At 50.1% G+C, this 21,919-nt stretch carries 18 protein-coding genes; 1 reads left to right on the top strand and 17 read right to left on the bottom strand.

The annotated features are described in order from the left end of the window. Positions 1-11: 11 nt before the first annotated feature. A complete protein-coding gene (locus SPTER_RS02895) occupies positions 12-479 on the bottom strand; it encodes a MarR family winged helix-turn-helix transcriptional regulator (protein ID WP_144348975.1) in 468 nt (155 codons plus the stop codon). 134 nt (positions 480-613) lie between these two features. On the opposite strand from SPTER_RS02895, the gene SPTER_RS02890 reads away from it, so the two are divergent. Beyond that, the gene (locus tag SPTER_RS02890; RefSeq protein WP_144348974.1) at positions 614-1,855 is read left to right on the top strand and encodes an MFS transporter; all 1,242 of its coding nucleotides are present in this window, start codon (positions 614-616) and stop codon (positions 1,853-1,855) included. Positions 1,856-2,108: 253 nt separating this feature from the next. On the opposite strand, the gene SPTER_RS02885 is transcribed toward SPTER_RS02890, so the two are convergent. From SPTER_RS02885 to SPTER_RS02810, 16 genes are all read right to left on the bottom strand, one after another. After that, positions 2,109-3,410 (bottom strand): nitrogenase component 1, encoded by a 1,302-nt coding sequence (locus SPTER_RS02885; protein WP_144348973.1) that lies wholly within the window; start codon positions 3,408-3,410, stop codon positions 2,109-2,111. Next, a complete protein-coding gene (locus SPTER_RS02880; protein ID WP_144348972.1) occupies positions 3,411-4,877 on the bottom strand; it encodes a nitrogenase component 1 in 1,467 nt (488 codons plus the stop codon). A 129-nt stretch (positions 4,878-5,006) separates the two neighbouring features. After that, entirely contained in the window at positions 5,007-5,525 is a 519-nt protein-coding gene (locus SPTER_RS02875; protein WP_144348971.1) for a nitroreductase family protein, read from the bottom strand. A gap of 75 nt (positions 5,526-5,600) precedes the next feature. Further along, positions 5,601-6,563, bottom strand: a complete 963-nt coding sequence (gene cysK / locus SPTER_RS02870) for a cysteine synthase A (RefSeq protein ID WP_144348970.1) — start codon at positions 6,561-6,563, stop codon at positions 5,601-5,603. A 32-nt stretch (positions 6,564-6,595) separates the two neighbouring features. After that, positions 6,596-8,140: a nitrogenase component 1 gene (locus tag SPTER_RS02865; RefSeq protein ID WP_144348969.1), complete on the bottom strand. Its 1,545-nt coding sequence runs from the start codon at positions 8,138-8,140 to the stop codon at positions 6,596-6,598. 14 nt (positions 8,141-8,154) lie between these two features. Next, positions 8,155-9,495: a nitrogenase component 1 gene (locus SPTER_RS02860; RefSeq protein ID WP_144348968.1), complete on the bottom strand. Its 1,341-nt coding sequence runs from the start codon at positions 9,493-9,495 to the stop codon at positions 8,155-8,157. Positions 9,496-9,712: 217 nt separating this feature from the next. Further along, complete coding sequence (locus SPTER_RS02855) at positions 9,713-10,720, bottom strand: ABC transporter substrate-binding protein (RefSeq protein WP_246105454.1); 1,008 nt, start codon at positions 10,718-10,720, stop codon at positions 9,713-9,715. An 11-nt stretch (positions 10,721-10,731) separates the two neighbouring features. Beyond that, positions 10,732-11,511 (bottom strand): ABC transporter ATP-binding protein, encoded by a 780-nt coding sequence (locus SPTER_RS02850; RefSeq protein WP_144348967.1) that lies wholly within the window; start codon positions 11,509-11,511, stop codon positions 10,732-10,734. Further along, positions 11,505-12,452 (bottom strand): ABC transporter permease, encoded by a 948-nt coding sequence (locus SPTER_RS02845; RefSeq protein WP_144348966.1) that lies wholly within the window; start codon positions 12,450-12,452, stop codon positions 11,505-11,507. Before SPTER_RS02845 ends, SPTER_RS02850 begins: the two co-directional genes overlap by 7 nt. A 384-nt stretch (positions 12,453-12,836) precedes the next feature. After that, the gene (locus SPTER_RS02840) at positions 12,837-13,598 is read right to left on the bottom strand and encodes an ABC transporter permease (protein ID WP_246105453.1); all 762 of its coding nucleotides are present in this window, start codon (positions 13,596-13,598) and stop codon (positions 12,837-12,839) included. 107 nt (positions 13,599-13,705) lie between these two features. Further along, positions 13,706-14,719 carry an ABC transporter substrate-binding protein gene (locus SPTER_RS02835; RefSeq protein ID WP_144348964.1) on the bottom strand — a complete coding sequence of 338 codons (1,014 nt, stop codon included), beginning with the start codon at positions 14,717-14,719 and terminating at the stop codon, positions 13,706-13,708. Between the two features lie 210 nt (positions 14,720-14,929). Continuing rightward, positions 14,930-15,967, bottom strand: coding sequence for an ABC transporter substrate-binding protein (locus tag SPTER_RS02830; RefSeq protein WP_144348963.1), 1,038 nt, complete (start codon positions 15,965-15,967; stop codon positions 14,930-14,932). Positions 15,968-16,085: 118 nt separating this feature from the next. Continuing rightward, a complete protein-coding gene (locus SPTER_RS02825; protein ID WP_144348962.1) occupies positions 16,086-17,297 on the bottom strand; it encodes a 2-hydroxyacyl-CoA dehydratase subunit D in 1,212 nt (403 codons plus the stop codon). Positions 17,298-17,411: 114 nt separating this feature from the next. Next, the gene (locus SPTER_RS02820) at positions 17,412-18,623 is read right to left on the bottom strand and encodes a 2-hydroxyacyl-CoA dehydratase subunit D (RefSeq protein ID WP_170233122.1); all 1,212 of its coding nucleotides are present in this window, start codon (positions 18,621-18,623) and stop codon (positions 17,412-17,414) included. A 39-nt stretch (positions 18,624-18,662) separates the two neighbouring features. After that, entirely contained in the window at positions 18,663-19,868 is a 1,206-nt protein-coding gene (locus SPTER_RS02815; RefSeq protein WP_144348960.1) for a 2-hydroxyacyl-CoA dehydratase family protein, read from the bottom strand. After that, positions 19,837-21,882 (bottom strand): 2-hydroxyacyl-CoA dehydratase, encoded by a 2,046-nt coding sequence (locus SPTER_RS02810; RefSeq protein WP_144348959.1) that lies wholly within the window; start codon positions 21,880-21,882, stop codon positions 19,837-19,839. Before SPTER_RS02810 ends, SPTER_RS02815 begins: the two co-directional genes overlap by 32 nt. Positions 21,883-21,919 lie beyond the last annotated feature (37 nt).

Genomic DNA, 21,919 nt, shown 5'->3' with positions numbered 1-21,919 from the left:
TTTTTAGTACATCAGCGATCATGCTCAACCCCCTTTTTCCGGAAATCCCGCTCCTTCATGTCCGCCGCCTTGCAGGCCATTTTCTGCAGCAGGCCATAGACCGTACTCCGTTCCGCTGCCGTCAGGTCACTTGTCATTACCTCCGCCCAATCATTAAGTACGGAGCGGATGACCGGTTCCATTGCCCGCCCTTTTTCTGTCAGAAACACCTTATTGGCGCGCCTGTCGCTTACATCAACCTGCCTATATACATACCCCAGCTCCTCTAACGCCAGAATTGCCCGGGCCGTTGTCGCCTTATCCACATAGAAATATTTGCTCATTACATCCTGGGTTACGCCCTCCTGACGATACAAGAATAATAAATACCGGTAATGTTTATTGCCAATGCCATAGTCAGCAAAGCTTTTATCAAAATAAGCCTGCCCGGTGCGGTATAAGATGGATATCCACTTGCCCATATACGGTCGTTCCTGCATATGCCACCTGCCATTTACATATTTGATCATACCAAGACTTAAGTCTGTTACTACAAAACTATCACAAAATAGTTGACCGCGCAACTATTTTGTGATAGTTTTGTGGTAAGTACTGTCAGAGGAGCCGCCAGCCTATGCGGATTGCGAAATCACTGTCCCCTACTCATCCCTTCCGGGCCTTAAAACACCGCAATTATGCATTATTTTTCTTTGGCCAGGGTATCTCATTAATTGGCACCTGGATGCAGCGCATCACAATCGGCTGGTTAGTATACCGGCTGACCGGCTCAGCCCTAATGCTTGGCACGGTCAGCTTTGCCACGCAAATCCCAACCCTCCTGTTAGCGCCCTTTGCCGGCGTGCTTGCCGATCGCATGAACAAGCACCGGCTTTTGCTCATTACCCAGATCCTCTCCATGCTGCAGGCATTGGCGCTGGCAATCCTTGTCCTTTCCGAACAGGCTCAAATCTGGCATATCATTGCCCTGGGCTCATGCCTCGGGATCATTAATGCTTTTGATATGCCTGTCAGACAATCCTTTATCATCGAAATGCTGGAATCAAAAGCAGATTTAGGCAATGCTATCGCTTTGAATTCTTCACTGGTCAACGGCGGAAAAATACTGGGGCCTTCCATTGCCGGTATGCTTATCCTGCTGCTGGGGGAAGGAATGTGCTTCCTGTTAAATGGTCTCAGTTATATTGCCGTTATCCTGGCCCTGCTGGCCATGAGGCTGCCGGTGCAACCGGCACTTGCTCCCCAGAAAAAAATATGGCTTGAACTGCAGGAGGGATATCATTATGCCACCTCCTCCCCAACCATCCGCTCGGTACTCACGCTGGTTGCGCTGGTAAGTCTGGCCGGTATGCCCTATATAGCCTTGATGCCTGTCTTTGCCGGGACGATCTTACAGGGCGGGCCGGATACGCTGGGCTACCTGATGTTCGCCAATGGTGCCGGTTCCTTAATCGCCTCGGCCTTCCTCACAACCCGCGCCGGTACAGTTAAAATAGTCTATCTGCTTATTTTTGCCTCATCGCTCCTGGGCCTGGGCCTGATCTTATTTTCTTTGTCCACGCAGTTTTGGCTGTCACTTGCTGTTATTATCAGTGTTGGCTTCGGCCTGATGCTGCACTCTGTCTGCAGCAACACGCTGCTGCAAACGGTTGTTGCCGACAACAAACGCGGCCGGATCATGAGCTTTTATACCATGGCTAATATGGGCACAACACCGTTGGGCAATCTACTGGCCGGAGCTGTCGCCAACGACTGGGGGGCCGGCCCCACCATTTTTGTTTGTGGTATTTGCTGCATCCTGGGGTCAGTTATCTTTGCTTGGCAGGCAAAACTACCAAAAGATGTCCTGCCCCATTGACACCACGCTCCTGCCTGTAGTACTATAAGCTTAAATTACAAGGGCTGATCGGTAAACACCGAAGGCTAAGGTATATCTGCTGATATGCCCTAGCCTTTGGTGTTTTTACACATGAAGCTGCCTCCCCATCAATTAATTATATAGCAATAAGGCCAAAGAGCTGGCTGGCAAGCAGCTTCTTTGGCCTTATTGCCTGATTTGTCCTGTTAATACCCTCAACTCAGTACGTGTAGATATATTGCTTTGTCTGTCTCTAATTGAACCGTGTAAGCACAACCGAATAGATGTCTTCCAGCAGTTTAAGCCCACCGCCATAGCCGACATAGGAGCTGTTGATAACCAGTCTTTCTTTTACCGGCCAGGAGACTGACAAGTAATGGGCCTGTGTTTTCTGAGCTACCTTCTTTTCCCAGTAGCTGCCGATAATGAGGGGATAGCCGGTAAAATATGTATCTTTAATTTCATCCTGAATCAGATAGCCATCGGCAAGAAAGCTCACCTCGGCGGTGATCCCATAGTTCAATTGTTTAAATTCTTCCCGGATCTGTTCCTGATACTCAGGTGGCGTATTGTCGGTTATATATTGCTTAGAGGGAAACAAACCAACATCATTCACCAGAAATTTGGTGATGGCTAAAGAATATTGCGCATCGGCAACGACAACAAACCGTTTGGACATCACCCTGGTTTCCAGAAACACGTCGGCAAACCGTTCAATAAAATAGTAATATTTTCTTTCATTCTCCGTTATAATGTCCTCAACCTTTTGCTTGTCGATCCCGGCAAAGCCGGCCACTGCCCGTAAAAACTTACTGGTTTCAAAAGAACCGATAGGCAGGGTGGGCAGGTGCAGGTAGGGTGTCCCGAATTTCTCCTGCAGGAGTTTTACATTACTCAGGCCAACCCAGGGCGATACCAGCAGGTTAAGTTCCGCTGCCGGTATTTTGTCGATATTCTTAATGCCCCGGTCATACCCGAAAATGGTATTCGGGATTAGTCCCAGCTGGGCAACAAGGTTTTCCAGCTCGAATAAATTGCCGTACCAAAAGGGATCGTACTGCGGAACACTGGCCCAGATATTCACAAGCCCTTTGCTCTTTTGGGCTGCCGGCTGTAAGTATTGCTCAATAATCGCCTGAACAACCCACTCATGACCCAGTAAATTATTCCCCTTAAAGCCGGCTGTTGAAGCAAAAATGACAGGTTTTCCCCCAGCCTGGAATGAGCGGACGACCTCTTCCATATCATCGCCGATAATTTCGGAAGAACAACTGCTTAGCACAACATACATGTCGGCATTAATGACTTTAAGCGCATGCTCAATGGTTTCCCGCAAGCGTTCCCCGCCGCCGAAAACTACGTCCTTTTCCGTAAGATTGGTGCAGGGAAAAATCCGGGGGGCAAAATGCCCCGAGCCGCCATAGTTTCCTCCCTGAAGCTTATCGGCACAACCGGGGCCTGAATGCAGGATCGGTAAAGCGCCGGTGATGCCCTGGACTGTCTGCATGGCCGACATGGCGCATTTGTATCTGGGTTGATCCAAGATTCTCGGCATCTATTTCGCCTCCGCTTTTAAGAATGTCGCATTATCCTGCTGATACCACCAATCGGAATAAGGCAGCGTGATTCTGGCAGCAAGATTTTTTTCGAAGCTCCGGTTTCTTATCGTATCAAGTATGGTATTGGCGAAGTCCAGCGTTCCCCTGTAGCCAAAAGTCTTATACTCATCCCCGAGAAAAAGCGCCGCAATTCCCTGCTTGATGGCCCAGACGGTCGTACCAGGGTGTCTGGCCAAATAAATATCCGGCTTATAGGTGTTTAATATATTAAGGATTTCAAAATTTTGCTGGTCGCTGACACTGACTTTCAGGTTATTGGGATTGTCTTTTACTAAATAATCGAGATAAGGAGGCAGCTCATTATCGTCATATTTCGTATCATAATGCCACGAGGCCACCCATACAACCTCAATGCCAAGCTCCTGCAGCACGCGGGATACCTGAAAAGCAAAGCTGGCTCCCATTCCCAGGACGGCCCGCAGCCCTTTCAACTCCTTTTTTACTGCCTCAATCTTGGGCAGATAGAAGGCCCGCTCCCGTTCAATATAGGCTTCCACTTCCTCTTGCTTATGAATGACACGGCCTATTTCCCTGAGCCAGATTTCAAAACCCGCAACCCCTAACGGATTGATAGTCCTTACATAAGGGACGCCATATTCCTGTTCCAGGCCATTGCCTAAATAGGTCCCCAGAGTGCCGCAGATTGACACGGTAGCCAGCGCTTCCGACAGACGGGAGAGTTCTTCCACTGTGGAATTGGCATAGAAGAAAAAGGGTTCAACCCCAAAGTTGGCAAAAATCCGGATGATTTCATTTCTGGCGCTTTCATTGAAATTTTTGAAGTTGATCACAGGCTTCTTGTTTTGCGGCGGCTTTACAATGCCGGTCAGCACGGCATGATCAGCAGCGTCAAAGCCTGATGCCCAGACTCTTGATTTAAAGCCTTCACAATGGACAGGCACCAAAGGAATAGGCAGTTCCGGGCTCAGTTCGGCAACCACACTGTCAACATCTTCGCCGATAATGCCGGATACGCAGGAAGTTCCCACAAAAATCGCCTTCGGTTTATAGCGGTTATAGGTTTCGCTGATAATTTGCCGCAGACCCTCTGTCGCCCCAAAAATGGTATCCGCTTCATCCATATCGGTTCCCAGGAAAACGGTATTGTATTCGATGCCCCGCTTGGCCGCAAGCTGAGTATAATGGACAATGGTGGTAGAAGCTCCTGCCGTGCAGCCCGAGGGTGCGTGATTGATCACGGCAACGTCGCTGATGCTGGCCAGCTGATTCAAAGCGCAGCCGGCGTCACAAGAACTGGACTGGCTGAAGCAGCGGTCTTTTTCCTGCAGCGTTCCGCATTTGCTCTGTCGCACCAGGTCGTGCAGATCCCCGGCATAGCCGGTAATTGATCCTAGCCGGCTTTCGCGCGTACCGGCTGAAGTAACCTGTAGGTTAATGGTCATAACTATGCTCCTTTATGTTTATTTGGTGAAAAACAGAAAGCCGGTACAACATTTTCCAATGTTTACCGGCCTTTAGCCTTTTCAACTAATCAGCACCAGATATTTTGTTTTGTGATGAATACAGGCTTATCAATAGCTTTCCCAGCTCACAATCTCTGTTAACGGTTTTCGCGCCTCATCATGCCGGTCCGGTGATTTGGCTTCGCCGGCAGCGTAGCCGATGCCGATTATATTAATTGGTTCCAGGTGATCGGGAATATTAAACTCCTGGCGAATTATGACCGGATCAAAGTAGCACACCCATAGTGTGCCCAGGCCCAGTTCAGTTGCCGCCAGAATGATATGGTCGGTAACAATACTGGCGTCGATATCCACACTTTTTTTCTTGTCATAGGGCCGTACCCAGGCAGTGTCGTGATCACCGGCGACAATGATGGCCAGCGGTGCGCCATGTACATTAGCCCCCTTCCTGAGTTTCTCCAGACCGGCCTGCTCCTGCACAACCAGCAACCGGCTGGGCTGATTGTTATGGGCTGAAGGGGCAACGCGGCCAGCCTCCAATAGCTGCTGGAGCTTTGCGGCCTCCACCGGCCTATCCTCATATTTGCGCACAGAATATCGCTGTTTTATCAAACTGAAGATACTCATCAAAATCCCTCCCGCTATACTTTACTGTTACTATTCTCACATATTTAATTTATAACTATACCATAGTTGCGCCGGTTAACGCCAGTATAGACTGCCTTCGTCGGTCAGGTCTTTAAAGAGGACTGTTGATAAATACCGTTCCCCCGTATCCGGCAGCAGGGCAACCACGGTTTTGCCGGCATTCTCCGGCCGCCGGGCTATCTGCGCGGCAGCAAAGGCCGCCGCCCCGGAGGAAATGCCGACAAGCAGGCCCTCCACCCGCGCCAGCACCCGGGCCGTATCAATGGCCTCATCATTTTTCACCTTGTAGATTTCATCGACAGCCTCAAACTTAAACACCTTGGGGACAAAGCCGGCCCCAATCCCCTGAATCTGATGCGGGGCGGGATTGCCGCCTGACAAAACGGCAGAATCATTGGGCTCAACAGCAACGATCCTGACATCCCCCTTCCGGGCCTTGAGCACCTCACCCACGCCGGTAACGGTGCCGCCGGTGCCTACACCGGCGATAAAGATGTCGACTTTACCCTCGGTGTCACGCCAGATTTCCTCGGCTGTGGTCTCCCGGTGAATGGCCGGATTGGCGGGATTATTGAACTGCTGCAATATGACGGAGTCCGGAATCCGTACCGACAGCTCCTCCGCTTTGCGGATGGCGCCCTTCATCCCGTCAGCACCCGGTGTCAACACCAGCTCGGCCCCCAGGGCTTTTAACAAAGCCCTGCGCTCCAGACTCATAGTGTCCGGCATGGTAAGAATAATACGATAGCCCTTGGCCGCGGCCACAAAGGCCAGGCCAACGCCGGTATTGCCGCTGGTAGGCTCAATAATTACCGACCCGGGGTTGAGCACGCCTGTTTTTTCCGCAGCCACCACCATGGAATTGGCAATGCGGTCTTTTACACTCCCCAATGGATTATAATATTCGAGCTTAAGCAGCAGGTCAGCGTTCAGTCTGGCCAGCTTGGCAAAAGAATTGGGCCGCAGCAGCGGCGTATTGCCAATAAGCTCTGTCAGGTTATCTACAATAGCAGGCATTCCTATTCCTCCCCCTAGTTAGTGTTACTATCTCACCCCTGTTGGGCTTCTTTGATATTGTCAAACGGATTGCTTTCATACCATTCCGGCCGGAACGGCAAGGCCACATTGGCCCCGATCTTTTTCGTAAAAGCGGTATTTTGGAGCCTTCTTACCGCTTTTCTTGCCAGTTCAAAGGCGCCGGAATACCCCATATAGTTAAACGACTGGCCAAAAAGCGGCGTCGTCGGTATCCCCAGTTTGGTTACCCAGGCATTGGCGCCGGTATGACCGACATAAAGGTCAGGCCGGAGGCGGTTGAGTACCACCAGTTCTTCTGATGGCTGGCCGGGAGCAACATCAATGACAGCCTCCTGATCATCAATATCGTCAATCATCGGCACGGCAAAGCGGTCAAAATTATGTGGTTTTAAACCTAAGACCTTCATCCCCAGCGACTGATAAAATTCAGCGGTGGTAAAGATCCGGGTCTCTCCGCCGCCGACAAACACCGTCTTGCCTTTTAGTACTTTCTTAAATGGTTCCAGCGCCGCTTCCAGCTGTTCGTTTTCAATCGCGATCAGTTTTTCCACCTCATCTTCCAGCTTAAAGAATTTGGCAATAACCCGCAGCCATTGATTGGTGTTTTTGATGCCGATAGGCAGGGTGTCAATGACATATTCGGTGCCGAAACGCTCTTTTAAATGGCCGATCAGATAGTCGTCGTGAGTAGCGCAAATACTGATATTAAGCGCCGCTTCACCGATGCGTGAAATCTCTTCAATACTGGCATACAGGGGCATGACCCGCACATTCAGGCCCAGCGCCTTAAGCAGCCTGGACAGCTCTACTTCATCCCCATAGCTGGTGGAGCCAACATTTAAGAGATTTACCGTTTTGCTGTGCAGATACCTTTCGGCCGCATCGGCAGTGGCCCCGTCAACATCCTCCGGCGCCGTCCGGTCGTATTTTTTTATCGGATCAACCAGCTTTTTTAATACCCCATGATAAGCCGAGTCATAGCCTGTGGCCACAAACTTGCTTTTGAAGCCTTCGCAGTGAACAGGAACTACCCGGGCCGACAGCTGCCCGTCAAGCTCATCGATTAAAGAGTCGATATCATCGCCGATAATGCCTGGCACGCAGCTATTGCCAACGACAATCGCATCCGGGCGGTATTCCTGCTCGGCATACAATATTGCTTCCCGCAGTTTATCAATGCCGCCGGCAATCACGTCATTTTCATCCAGGTTGGTGTGCAGCCAGATATTGTCAGTCACCGGTTTATGCTTTAGCACCCGAAAGGTTTTACTATACCCGGCTACCCCCAGATTATTGGAGGCGCAGCCCAGCGGCCCATGGATGACAACAACCACATTCTGGAATGATCTGACAATACCCAAAGCCAGGCTTAATTGGCAGCCGCCGCCCTGGGCAAACTTTCTGCTGTTATACTTGGTGCACCCCTGCCCCATGCCCTGCTTCAGCCCGGTGCAGGAACCGCCAAAGGCGTAGGTCGCCTCAATCCGTTCCTCCCTGGTAGGTGCGGCCTCGGCTGATAAATAGTCATACGTAAGGTCTTCCGTTAATTTGGACATTGTTATACCCCCTCCTATCGATTGCTGACAAGCGCCGAAAACAGATCTTCGGCCAGTGATAAACCCCCCAGATACCCGGTATAGCCTTTATTTAAAACTGCCCGGTTTGTGACCGGGAAAGAAACAGGCAGGAATGCGGCCCCGATCTTTTGCGCCGTAGAGCCCTCCAGGCTGCTGCCGACCAGGAAAGCCGGGCTGAGCGCATCATAATATTTCTCATTGGTGTTGTGTTTCCAGCTCTTCCTGATATGGTTAAGGAGCTGCCCGGCATGCTGTTCAAATATTACTTTTGGTTTGGCTTCAGAGGTCAACTGGTTAAATTTCAGCTCATATTTCTTTTTGCTGATATCATCCACCTCTTCATTAATGACGACAAGGTGTGGCACCCAGCCCAAATCATCAGCGAGAAAACTAGTCAGCGAAAACGCATAATTGATATCGGCGGAAACAATGGCATAACGCTGCAAATCTATATCACTGTAGATATCCAGAAACCGTTCCAGATAGCTGTAATATTCGCGTTTTTCCTCAGCAATAAGCTCGTTAATCGCCGCTGGCTCAATGCCCAGCTGCTTGCCAATTTTATATAAAAAGGCCTCGGTTCTGGTCTCGCCGATGGGAAGATCGACCGTAATATAGGGAATATTATGTTTTTCCTCAAATACTTTAGCTGTATCAATACCATATTTGTCCGAGAAAACGATTGTCAGGGCGGCATCCCCGTAATTTCTTATTTTTTCAATGGTCTCCCCATCGCCAAAGAAAGTATTGGCCTTTATGCCCAGTTTTTTTAACAATCTTTGAATTCCCTTAATATTACCCCGGAAGAATACATCCTGGCCTGGCATAATCCCCAAAATATTCACGGTCTTTTCGGCCTTTATGGCCTTAGGTTCAATAAACTCGGCGGCCAGGGTGCTCAGCACCACATCATAGCCTTTAAAGCCATTGCCGATAAAGCCGGGGGTGTTGGCGGCCAGTACAGGATATTTGCCATCCTTAAAACGGCGGGTTACACCGACAGCATCATCGCCGATGATTTCCACCTGACAACCGGTCACTACAAAGTACAGATCGCCGTCAATTATCTTGATGGTATGGGTAATTTGCTCCTCCAACCGCTCCTCGCCGCCAAAAACGATATCCTTTTCGACAACATTGGAGGTGGGTGTCATATGACCGCTGCAATACCCGGATCCCTTGTAGCCACTGGCCTGGCTATAGGTACCAGCCAGCATCGTTGCACATCCGCCTGAGGCATGAACGATCGGGATAGCCCGCGGCAGTGAGGATATCGTAACAATTGCACCACCCAAAGCGCATGTAGATTTCGCGCGTTCAATAAAAGTACCCATGTAATAACCTCCTAAGATTCAATCGTTTTAAAATCGGCATAACCACAATATGGAATTCCCCAAAAACGGATAACCGGCAGCCGGCCGGGAAGACAAAAGGCTAAGGCGCTGTTAAACAGACCTTAGCCTTCTGTATATTACTGATCAGCTAATGTTTCGTATTCATCTGTCTGTTTAGAACACGGATACTCACTGCGAGTCTCCGGACAGGCCAAGGCTATTGCACTGTATCCTGTACATCTTTAAAAAAGATAAAGCTGTTTTTATGCAGGGCCTCCACATCGACACTTTCATTTAACATCCCAACTTGCTGCAATTGCTTGGCCGTTATGCCAAAGGCATCATAAGCCCCTTTGACCGACGGAATATAGTTGTAGGTTTTTAAGACCGTGGCATTAAAAGCGGCGTCACCGGCGACCCATTTCTTGTCGACCTGAATTTGGGCGGTTTCAACCTGGTTTTTCTGAATCCAGGCACTGGCTTTCTGCATCGCCCGGGTATATTTTGCGGCAAGCTCCGGATGATCCTTGGCAATATTTTCGCTTACATAAGCGGAGCAGCAATATTGTGTATTGTACGGTTCAGTTATGGCCGAATCAGCCAAAGTAACCAGCGAAAACTCCTTTTGGGCAACAGCTGCCGTCGGGTCATTCATAGCCAGGGCATCAATCGAACCATTTTTAAGCGCAATCGGCAGATCGCTGGCACTGAAAACGGCAAACTCGACCTCCATATTCTTTTCACTAACACCAACCCCGGCCTCAGCCAGGGCCCGTTTGGCAAAAATGATCGGGCTGCTGGTCATGCTGGGCACCCCAATCCGCTTGCCTTTCAGATCAGCAAGGGTTTTTATGCCGGAGTCACCGGGCACAAGCACTTTATCGCAGCCGGTATGCAGGCCGGTGGTAATTTTAATCGGCAAGCCGTTGGATAAGGGTTGCATCAGGCTCGCCAGCAAACCAAAGGCGGCATCGATCTTACCGGCAGTAATGGCTTCAAAGGTCGTTCCCGGCGCCAGCTTAATCAGCTCTACTTTCAGGCCTTCCTCGGCAAAGAAGCCCTTTTCCACAGCCATATGTACAGGGGCTTCACACAAGCTGCCGCTATAACCGATCTTCAGCACAACGTCGTCAGCCTTGGTTACCGGCTTTTGGCCGCAGGCCGACACTAATAAGGACAGGATCACGGTCAGAACGATCATCGTCATTTTTTTTCTCATCTTCATGCTGTCACCTCTTATAAATAATAACTCGGTTCTTTTTCATTGCCGGCAAAATTCAGTATCCCCAGGATGCGGGACCGCAGATTGAGGAATTCCGGGTTGCTGCGGGCCCGGGGCCGGGAAAGCCGGACGTCAATACAGCTTTCAATCTTACCCGGCCTTGGCGTCATTACGATAATACGGTCTGACAGGTAAATGGCTTCATCAACATCATGAGTTACCATAATCATGGTGGTTTGCCGTTCCTGCCAGATACGAATCAATTCATCCTGCATATTCATCCGGGTAAACGCATCCAGCGCCCCCAGCGGCTCATCCAGCAACAGCACCTTCGGGTGATTGACCAGGGCCCGGGCCAGGGAGGCCCGCTGGGCCATGCCGCCGGACAGCTGATGGGGATAGGACTTATGAAAACTGCCTAAGCCTACCAGCTCAACAAATTTATCCACCTCGTCCTTGTTTTGCTTATATACCTTACGCGCTTTGAGCCCAAAAGCCACATTGTCATGCACATTCAGCCAGGGAAAAAGCATCGGGTTTTGAAACACCAGGCCCCGTTCATAGGTGGGTTCATGGATTTCTTCCCCATCAATATACAGCTTGCCGGCATCAGCGCCGTTCAACCCGGCAATCAGGCGGAGCAGCGTGGATTTTCCGCAACCGGAGGGACCAATGAGCGAGACAAATTCGCCGGCCTCAATTGTCAGATCAATACCGCTGAGGGCCACAACATCCTCTGCATCCTGCTGGGCAAACCGTTTCACAACCCCATCAATCTTTATTGCTCCTACCATTTTATGACTCCCTTCTGCCAAACCAGTACCTGATCACGGACCTTAAACAGCAGGGTAATGAGAATGGAAAAAGTCACGGCAATGATAATCAGCCCCGCATATACATTGGCATAGGCCATCATCTCTTTCTGCCAGTTGATGTACCAGCCGATCCCGTTTTTAACCCCCAGCATTTCTGCTGTCATCAGGGTGATAAAAGAGGCGCACGTGCCGTTGAACAAACCGATAAACATATGCGGCATCGAGGCCGGCACACCGACTTTAAAGATCTGATAATATTTGCCGGCCCCCAGGGTGCTGGATACCTCGAAATAAGCATTCTGCACATTCAGAATGCCGCTGCTGGTCATAACCGTTGTCGGGAACCAGACCGCAAGGGCAATTAAAAAAGAACTGGCGGAAAATGTAGTGGGAAAACTGATCAGCACCAGGGGAATCCAGGCCGTGGCCGGAATAGGCCCCAGGACGCGGATTAACGGGTTGATCCAATAGGCGGCCCCTTTGCTGAAACCCACGGCAATCCCGGTGGCAAAACCGGCAATTGCCCCAAAGAAATAACCCGTAAACAGCAGTTTGCCGGAAGATGCCAGGCACAGAGCCAGAAATTCCCGGTCTTCCACAATCACACCAAGGATCCTGTCGAGTGACGGAAAATAGATAACCGGCAGCAAAGCCAGCTTTTTGGTGATAATATTTAATATAGTTAAAAATAAAAACGTTACCGCAACAAACAGATTTCTTTCCTCAAGCCAGGCTTTTGCCTTGGCATTAAAATAGGATGTTATCGTAATGGTTGTAAAAATTATGAGAAAAGCCGCCAGCAGATAGACAAAATAGGGATGTTTTACAGGCATATGCCTGCCGGCATTGTCCATAAAGACATCGACAGCAATTGCGAACACGAGTGATACGACCGACAGCCATATTACTGGTTTTGGCATTACGATTGACCTTCTTTCCTGATAATTGAAAACCGGTTCGCCTTCAATCTAATGTCTGCACTGTTTCAATACCTATCACTTCCTTAAAAAATAAAAAGACCGAGGCTGTTTTTTCTCTCAGAAAAAAAACAGGTCCTCGGCCTCTGGTGTAATAACCAGTCAGCCCCTGACACAGCATTCCGCGCAGGAATAACAGGATGCTATTTTGTGCATAAATCTATGATAGTATTATAAAGTATCTCACCTGTATTGTAAAGATCATTTATCAGCAACTTTCGCGGCCCTTCAGTCTGGCCTGCCATAAGCTACAGTTTATAATAGAGATTGAACACATTGTATAAATTGGGCCGGGTTTAATGCCAGGCTTAATCTCGCCTGCACCGGTTAGGTTCCCGATGGCAGTTCTTCTTTCCATTTGAGAACCCGTTTCTCCAAGGACACCAGGGAATAATTTACAATTAGTCCCATAAGCGACATGGTGATAATCGCGGCATACATTTTGGGGATCAGGAAATTTGCCTCGGCAAAAAACAGCAGATAACCCAGACCGGCATTGGCCCCCAGCATCTCCGCCGCAATTAATACCAGAATCGAATGGGTGGCGCTCAATCTCACTCCCGTCAAAATTGACGGCATGGAGGCAGGCAGTATGACCTTGATGAATAAAGAAAATTTAGAAATACCCAGTGATTTAGCAGCCTTTATCAGCAGCGGGTCCACATTTTTCACACCGGAAATAGTATTTAAAAGAACCGCCCACTGGACTCCCCAAAATATTACGGCCACTTTGGAAATTTCGCCAATACCGAACAGCAGGATAAATACCGGAAACAAAGCCAGGGTTGATGTTTGCCGGAAGGTCTGTACCAACGGATCAATAAAATGTTCAAAACCTTTAAACCAGCCAATCAGCAATCCCAGCGGAATCGCCACGCTCAGCCCCAGACTAAATCCCAGTAATGACCGGAGCAGGCTAATGCTGATATGGGTAAATAATTCACCGGTAATAATGAGCTGCCAAAAAGCAACTGCTACTTGGGAGAAAGGGGGAAGAAATATGGCATCAACGATCCCTAGGCGGGGTGCAATCTCCCAGAGCAATAAAAAAATTAAAACAGAAGATATCCTGTATAGCCCTTTAAACAAACTTCTAAGCCAAGCAATCACCTGCAAATTCCACCTTTACTTTTTTATCGCTACTATGAACTAACGTACACGGCAATTTAATAGCAGCCGCACAAATCGATGCGCTACTACTCTTTAGGGGCAAATTCGTTAGTGTATATTGCTTCAGACTTAATGGATCCTGCCGGCCACAGGCCGATATCCTCCGATAATTTAACCCATATATCCATATAAGCCGGATCAATGTGTCCGCGCTCCTCATACCAGAATACACTGACATGTTCAGGATCTACTTTCACCTTGCGGGCAACGATGGCTGCCGCTTCCTGCTGATTGGCATTAATCCATTTGTGCGACTTCTGTAAGGCCCGGCAGAAGGCCCTGACGACATCAGGATGCTCGGCAATGAATTTTTCGCTGAAGCCGCGAACCGACAGGCCGGCCCCCGGCGTTTTCACGATATCGTAGCTGGTGGCTACCTGGCGGATGCCCGGCTGTTTTACCGTTATCCCGGCATAGGGCGGATGGGAGGTTGTCATATCTATCAATCCCTGTTTTAAGGCCTGTTCCTGTTGGCCCGGATTAGGCAATTTCACCCACTCCACGTCCAGGGGCAGATTATTTTGCTGCAGATGCAGTTTTAAATAACCGTCCTGGCAGGCTGAAGTAGCGCTGGTCTGGGAGACTTTTTTACCAACTATATCGTTCAGCGTCTTGATAGGGCTGTCTTCCCGGACCAGATACCTGACATGGGGGAAGTCCGGATGGTCGACCATGCCGGGGGCAACGGCCTTGACTTTGATGCCGGCCATAATCGCCTGGGCCACGCTGTGCGGATGTCCACCGATAAAGGCGTCGTTAATCCCCTGCGCTATGGTTTGCAATTCTGTGGCGCCGCCTTTAAGCGCGCCGGTAAATATAATCTCGATCCCTTCCTCCCGGAAAAAGCCAACCTCATTGCCAATCATAACCTCACCGTTAGCGGTCCCGTCACCGGCAACCCTGATCGGAAAAAGCTTTTTTCCGTCCGCTGCAACGGTCCCCGTCTGCACAGTTTGACTGCCGCCAAGGCTGCCGGCACAACCAGTAAGAGAAAACCCCAGAAATAGTAATAGCAGCAACGAGACGATCTTGTTGTTCATACCATTCCTCCTTCATTTATTTTGTTAGCTAAATAGACTAAAGGCAGAAAGAAAAATCTTTCTGCCTTTAGCTTGATAACTAATCAGCACCCCTTATTAATAATAGCTCGCGCTAAACATATAGAGGCTGCATCCCTTGCGGGATACAGCCTCTAGTTTTTAAACCAGTCAGCAGCTTACTGCAAGAAATCGGCTGATTCCCTGCACAAATTATTTCTTGGCATGGGGATTAAATTCATTGGTATAGATTTGCTCCGGTTTGATGCCGGCTTTGATCTCATTAAAATCGGTAAGCAAATTAATCCAGACAGTAACCGTATCTTCTAAAATCAGCGCATCTTTGGCATAATGACCGGGTTTGATGGTCTTAGGATCAACATTGGCCCGTTTGGCGGTAATCTCCAGGGCTTTCTCCGGATTGGCGTTGGCCCAGTTGTTGGTCCTGGCGACAGCTGCCACAAAACGTCTGACTACATCCGGTTTGTCCTGAATGAATTTTTCTGAAAAATAGGCCGGCGTAGCGCCGCCAATCGTGCCCCAGACATCATAATCGCTGAACACTACCTGGAATTCACCGCGTTCTTTAATAAAATCAGTGGTTTTATGCATCATGGCCAGATCAATATCGCCCTGGCGCAAGGCCTGATCCAGCTGCGTTTCAGGCATAACGATGATCTGCACCTTGCTTTTGGGATCGGAGATTCCATTTTTCTTCATATACGCATACGGAGTGTATTCATTGCAGCCGCCGATCAGCGGTATCCCGATTTTTTTGCCAACCATGTCCTGGGCACTTTTTATCGGGCTGTTCTTAGTAGTCACACACACCATATGCGGAATAGCCTGACTGGTTTCGGTATTAGCCGTTACCGCCCTGATTTTGGCACCGGCCGAAATGCCGGCAATGGTTCTGTTAATATGAGCACCGCCCACATCAAGTTTCCCTGCCACCACTGAGGCTACCAACTGGGTGGAAGGCACCACCCCGGCGTACTCAATCTTTATCCCCTGTTCGGCAAAAAAGCCAAGTTCCTCCCCCACGTAGTAGATTGACGGGCTGGTCGGGGCGTTGGGGGTCGCTACCCTGATAATATCCGGTTGTTGGGCCGAACTTTCATTGCCAGCCGTTGCCGGCTGATTTTTTGAGCACCCGGTAACAGACAGCATTAGTACAGCGATTGTAACCATGATTATGGTCAGCTTTCCCCTGATTTTTCCTCGCAAATTCAGCACATCCTTTAACTGCATTAATTAACAAACTAAATTAATTAATAAACTAACGGGCACTAAAGTTAACTACATACTTGCCAGTGTTATTCGCTTTCCCAGAACTCCCCTCTTTGGGGACATATAGGCCAAACCGGCTTCAGGCCAGCATTTCCACAAAGGCTTTTACCCTTGTAAGCACCTGGCCGCTGGGAGCCCCGGTCTGAAACGAGCCCTCCAGATTAATGCTGGGGATTCCCTTCTCATGGAAGTATTTGCGCCACATCTCCCGGTCAACGCTGGCGAAAGAGCAGCCGATATACCCATAAAGGATAATGCCGCGGGCCTGCAGCTTGTTTACCTCGTGTTCAAGGACATTGCGGGCATATACGCCGGCACCGGCGCCGGCATTGTCATACACCCACCGGGCCAGTGCTTCTACCGGGGGAATGTCTTCGCGGTACAGTTTAAAAGGAACGCTGCGCAGCCCCAGCAGCGAGCCGCCGGCCTGGTCGATGGCTTCATAAATGCCAAACTCCTGACCGGTGCCGCCGGCCCAGACCAGGGGAATTACATTTTTTGCATCTGCTTCGCTGACCGGTGCTTGTTCCAGCTCGGCAATCAATAAATCTATTGCCGCTTCATACTCTGCCGGTTTGCCAAAATAATTGTTCAAGCCAATGTTCAGCATCAGGATCGTTGCCAGGCTGCGTACATAGAATGGATGCTGCCGCCGTAATTCCAGCACGGTTCTCAGCTTGCGCAGCAGCCGGTTTTTGCGCTGAATTTCCACCCTCAGTTTGTCTTCATCAATCTGTCTGCTGCCGGTGAGCCATTCGGCAATGTCATAGATTTGTTCAATAAAAAATCCCACCAGCTCTTCCAGCCTTTTGCCAGCCACGGCCGGCCCCCGGTATACAACGTCATTATTGTATACATCATAGCCCTCCCGCTTCATAATCTCCCAGGCCAGATTGTAGGGCTCGCAGGCCGAGCTGTTGCCGATAATCCGCTTGATAGTGCTGGTATGACGGCGCCGGTGCCACTGCCCGACCGTGCATTTGACCATTGAGCAGGTTTCCACCGGAAACTGGTAATAATCCTCGGCAATCTGCATGGCCTCCTTATCGCTTAGACGCCCCATCTCACTATAGGAGACAGGAATAATGCCAAAGGAATAAATCAGCGGTACCTGCCAGCCGGCGGCATTGCACCAGACCGCATCTTGCCGGCCTTCCTGATAGGCCTTTTCAATATCCGGAATATAGGCTTCCGACAGATCCAATATCTTTGCGATTGCCGGTGAATAACGGTGAACCTGTTTGCAGTGTTCGATATAATCGCGCTGACTATAAACCTCCTCAATATCCATCCGTAAATTCCTCGCTTCCCTGTTAGTCTAAAAAAAACAAACTAAAGACACTTATCGCGCCTCTAGTTTTTTATCCAGTCAACCCGCTGTCCGCATTAACGTATTTACTTGCTGTTATGCCAGCATTTCCACAAAGGCTTTAACCCGCGTCAATACCTGGCCGCTCGGCGCTCCGGTCTGAAATGACCCTTCCAGATTAATACTGGGTATCCCCTTTTCATGGAAATACTTGCGCCACATCTCCCGGTCAACACTGGCGAAGGAGCAGCCGATGTACCCATAGAGAATAATCCCCCGGGCCTTTAGCTTATCGACTTCGTGCTCCAGCACATTACGGGCATACACGCCGGCCCCGGCGCCGGCATTGTCATATACCCACCTGGCTAAGGATTCAACCGGCGGCACATCCTCCCGGTACAGCTTGAACGGCACGCTGCGCAAGCCCAGCAGGGCCCCGCCGGCCTGGTCGATCGCTTCATAGATCCCGAATTCCTGACCGGTGCCGCCGGCCCAGACCAGGGGAATAACCTTCTTCAGGTCCGCCGCATTAACCGGCTTATTCTCCAGTTCGGCAATCAATAAATCAATAGCGGCCTCATATTCCTCCGGTTTGCCGAAATAATTGTTCAAACCAATATTCAGCATCAGGATTGTGGCTAAACTGCGTACATAAAAAGGATGCTTACGCCTTAAGTCCAGCACAGTCCGCAGTTTGGTCAGCAGCCGGTTTTTGCGCCTGATTTCAACGCGCAGCTTATCTTCATCAATCTGCCGGTTGCCGGTAAGCCACTCGGCCACATCATGAATCTGCTCCACAAAAAAACGGATAAGCTCTTCCAGCCGCTTGCCTTCCACGGTAGGGCCGCGGTATACCACATCATTATTATACACATCATACCCTTCCCGCTTCATAATCTCCCAGGCCAGATTATAGGGCTCGCAGGCCGAGCTGTTGCCAAGAATGCGGTTGATGGTACTGGTGTTGCGACGCAAATGCCACTGCCCCACCGTACATTTAACCATCGAGCAGGTCTCTACCGGAAACTGATAATAATCTTCGGCAATCAACATTACCTCCCGGTCGCTTAAACGCCCCATCTCACTAAAAGCCACCGGGATGGTGTCACACGCATAAATAACCGGCACTTCCCAGCCATAGGCATTACTCCAGACCGCTTTCTTCCGGCCTTCTTGATACGCTTTCTCGGCATCCGGCACATAAGCTTCGGAAAGATCCAGTATTTTGTTGATTGCCGGGGAATAACTGTGAACTTTTTTGCAATAATCAACATAATCACGCTGACTTTGAATATCCTCTATTTCCACAAACATCCTCCTCAATCTGCTTAGGATCTGCCATTATTTCTAAGACAACATTTCAATAAAGGCCTTAATCCGGGTCAAAACCTGACCGGTAGGCGGTCCAACCTGATACGATCCCTCCAGACTGATGCTGGGGATTCCTTTATTATGAAAATGTTCCCGGAACAACTCTTTGTCGACACTGGAAAACGAGCAGCCGATATAGCCATATAACAGTAAGCCGCGGGCATTGATCTTGTCAATCTGCTGTTCAATAAGCTCCCTCATGTACGTTCCCGCCCCGGCGGCATGGTTGTCATAAATATAATGAACAAGGGCCTCTACCGGCGAAATATCCTCCCGGTATTTTTTCAGAGGTACGCCCCGCAGGCCGAGCAGCGCACCACCGGCCTGATCTACCGCATCATAAATGCCGAATTCCTGACCGGTGCCATAGCCCCAGACTAAAGGGATGACTCTTTGCAAATCTTCCGGCCTCACCGGCGCTGTTTCCAGCTCAGTGATTAATAGGTCGACGGTCTCCTCGAATTCTCCCGGTTTGCCAAAATAAGTGGACAAGCCGATATTAAGCAGCAGGATTGTCGGCAAACTGCGGATATAAAAAGGGTTCCGGATTCGCAGGTCCAGGATTTTCTTAATCTTATCAATAAGCCTGTTTTTGCGCAGTATCTCAGTTTTCAGCTTTTCCGCATCAATGTGCCGGCTGCCTGTCAGCCATTCGGTTACGCCATAGATTTGTTCGACAAAAAACTCTTTTAGCTGCTCTAATCTTTTGCCGTCCACGCCGGGAGCCCGGTAAATACTCTCAATGCAATAGACATCATAGCCCTGGGTTTTCATAATTTCATACGCCATATTGTAAGGCTCGCAGGCCGAGCTGGTGCCGAGAATGCGGTTAATGCTGGTCCCGCGGCGTTTATGCCATTGGCCGACAGTACATTTTACCATTGAGCAGGTTTCTACCGGGAACTGATAATAATCCTCGGCCAGCAGCATGGCTTCCCGGTCACTGAGCCGTCCCATTTCGCTAAAAACAGCAGGGATCGTATCAAGGGAATATAATAAGGGAACCTCCCAGGCGCTGGCCCGGCACCATATCGCGTTTTTTCCCGCTTGGTAGGCCTTCTCGGCGTCATAAATATATGACGCCGAAAGATCCAGCAACCGGCCGACTGCCGGGGAATAATCATGAACCTCCTTGCTGTAAATCAGGTAGTCACGCTGATTTTGAACTTCCTCGATTTGCATCAACAATGCCCCCTCTTTCGCCCAGCACCTCAATGAAGGCTTCCAGCCTGGTTTTCAGCTGCCCCTGGTCGCTGGCGGAGTAATCGACAGGCACCTCCAGTACGGGTATGCCGAGCTTTTGATAGTGCCGGAAAAACTCATGCTTGATCTGGCCGTAGCAAGGGCAGAATTTCAGATAGACGTACAAAATACCGTCAACCTTATATTCCTGCGCCAGATCACCGGAAATGGCAACCCGCTCCTGCAAGGGCTTCATCCGGGTGCACGGCGACTGGTCCAGATAGCCTTCGGCCAAAGCCTGATAGGGATCCCCTTCCTCGCTGATCTGGAAGCTGACATTGCGCGACCCGGTGCAGTGGTCCTCAATAACTACCCGCGCGCCCACGGTATCCTCAATAAGCTCCAGCAGCCGCCGGTCACCGTCGGCCACAATGCCGCCGGCCATCATCAGCCGGATCGGTTGGCGGCCCTGATCAGGCACTGCCGCCAGGGTATCATAGATTTGCTGGTACAAAACCAGCAATTCAGCCGGTGGCAGATAGTAATAGCCTTTAATAAGATCAAGGAAATCCTTGCCTTTGAGCGGCGGATTCTCCCGTTTGCGCAGATCGGAGATTTTCTTTAATACCCCCCGCACCTGGTTATAGAGTTTGATTTGCTCCCGCACGGCTTCTTCGCTAACCGTATTGCCTGACAATGTTTCCAGGTCTTCTTTGAAGTTTACGATCTCTGTCCGGTAGTAATTCCGTGAGGATGCCTTCTCCCGCAGGCGGGGCAGGGTATAAATGTCGGTAGGGGAGAAAAAGTCGCCAATCGCTTCCCCGACTTTTTTAATGCAGTCGCAGGTATAGAAGGTATACACTTTATCCAGGGCCTTATATAAAGGGTCCCCTTCCTTGAAGGCGCCCAGGATACTCTTGGTAAAATCGCAAAATACACTCTGGGTGATCTGTTCGCCGCTGGCAACAACCTCGGTATTACCCATTTTAAACAGCCGCAGCTGATTGACCCCGGCAGCATTAATCAGCTCCAGCGGGGTATAGGTGCAGAGATAACCGACACTCTTTTTCCCCTCGTCAGCAGCGATGATGGCCTCCTGCTGTTTGGCAATCCGGCTTTCCAGCTCACTCAAATCCAGATGGAAGCCGTTTTCCGCCGCCTGCTCACCGCGTACGCCTGCGGCCTGGTAGTTGAGCGCGTGTACGGCTGCGCCCAGGGCGCCGGCGTAGATCGCATCCAGTTTAAACTCGCTGATCGGGTGTTCAAGCAGGTCTTCAATGGCTTTTTTCATGCCGATATTGTTGGAAACACCACCGGAGAAGGCCAACCCCGGTTCAAGGCCAATCCGGCTTAACAGGTTGCGTACCCGCCGGGCTGTAGCCAGATGAATGCCGGCGGCAATATCCTCCTGGGTTGCGCCTCTGGCCCGCAGCGAGATCACCTCCGATTCGGCAAAGACAACGCACTGGCTGCTGATTTCCGACGGTTTAGTGGCCGCCAGCGCCACTTTTCCCAGTTCACTTAAATCCAGATCCAGCAATTGCGCCACTTTTTCTAAAAACCGGCCGGTGCCGGCCGCACATTTGTCGTTCATGACAAATTCCACGACCCGGCCGGTCTCGGGATCGACTTTAATGCCTTTCGAGTCCTGGCCGCCAATGTCAATGATCGTTTGGATAGCAGCATTCAGATAGTGGGCTCCCATGGCATGGCAGGAGATCTCGGTCACAATCTGGTGGGGTATTTCATTAAAGCTCATCGCCACCCGGCCGTAACCGGTGCCGACAATATAGGCAATATCCGACCGTTTCAAGCCGGATTGGGCCAACAGTTCGGCCAGCAGCTCGTCGGACGTTTCCTGCATGTCAATCCCGGTAGGGGTTTGGACAGTATACAGCTCATCGCCGGTTAGGAGTACTGCTTTCCCTGTTCTGGAACCAATATCAATCCCCACAACCGTTGCGCCGGTGATGCCGGCAATAAGGCTGGGGTCAATGATGTCTGCAATTTTCATATTTTTCGCTCCTTTTATCTATTCAATCCTGGCTGTG

Source organism: Sporomusa termitida, from assembly GCF_007641255.1.
Taxonomy (GTDB): Bacteria; Bacillota; Negativicutes; order Sporomusales; family Sporomusaceae; genus Sporomusa; species Sporomusa termitida.
This window is presented reverse-complemented; position numbering and strand designations above follow the sequence as displayed.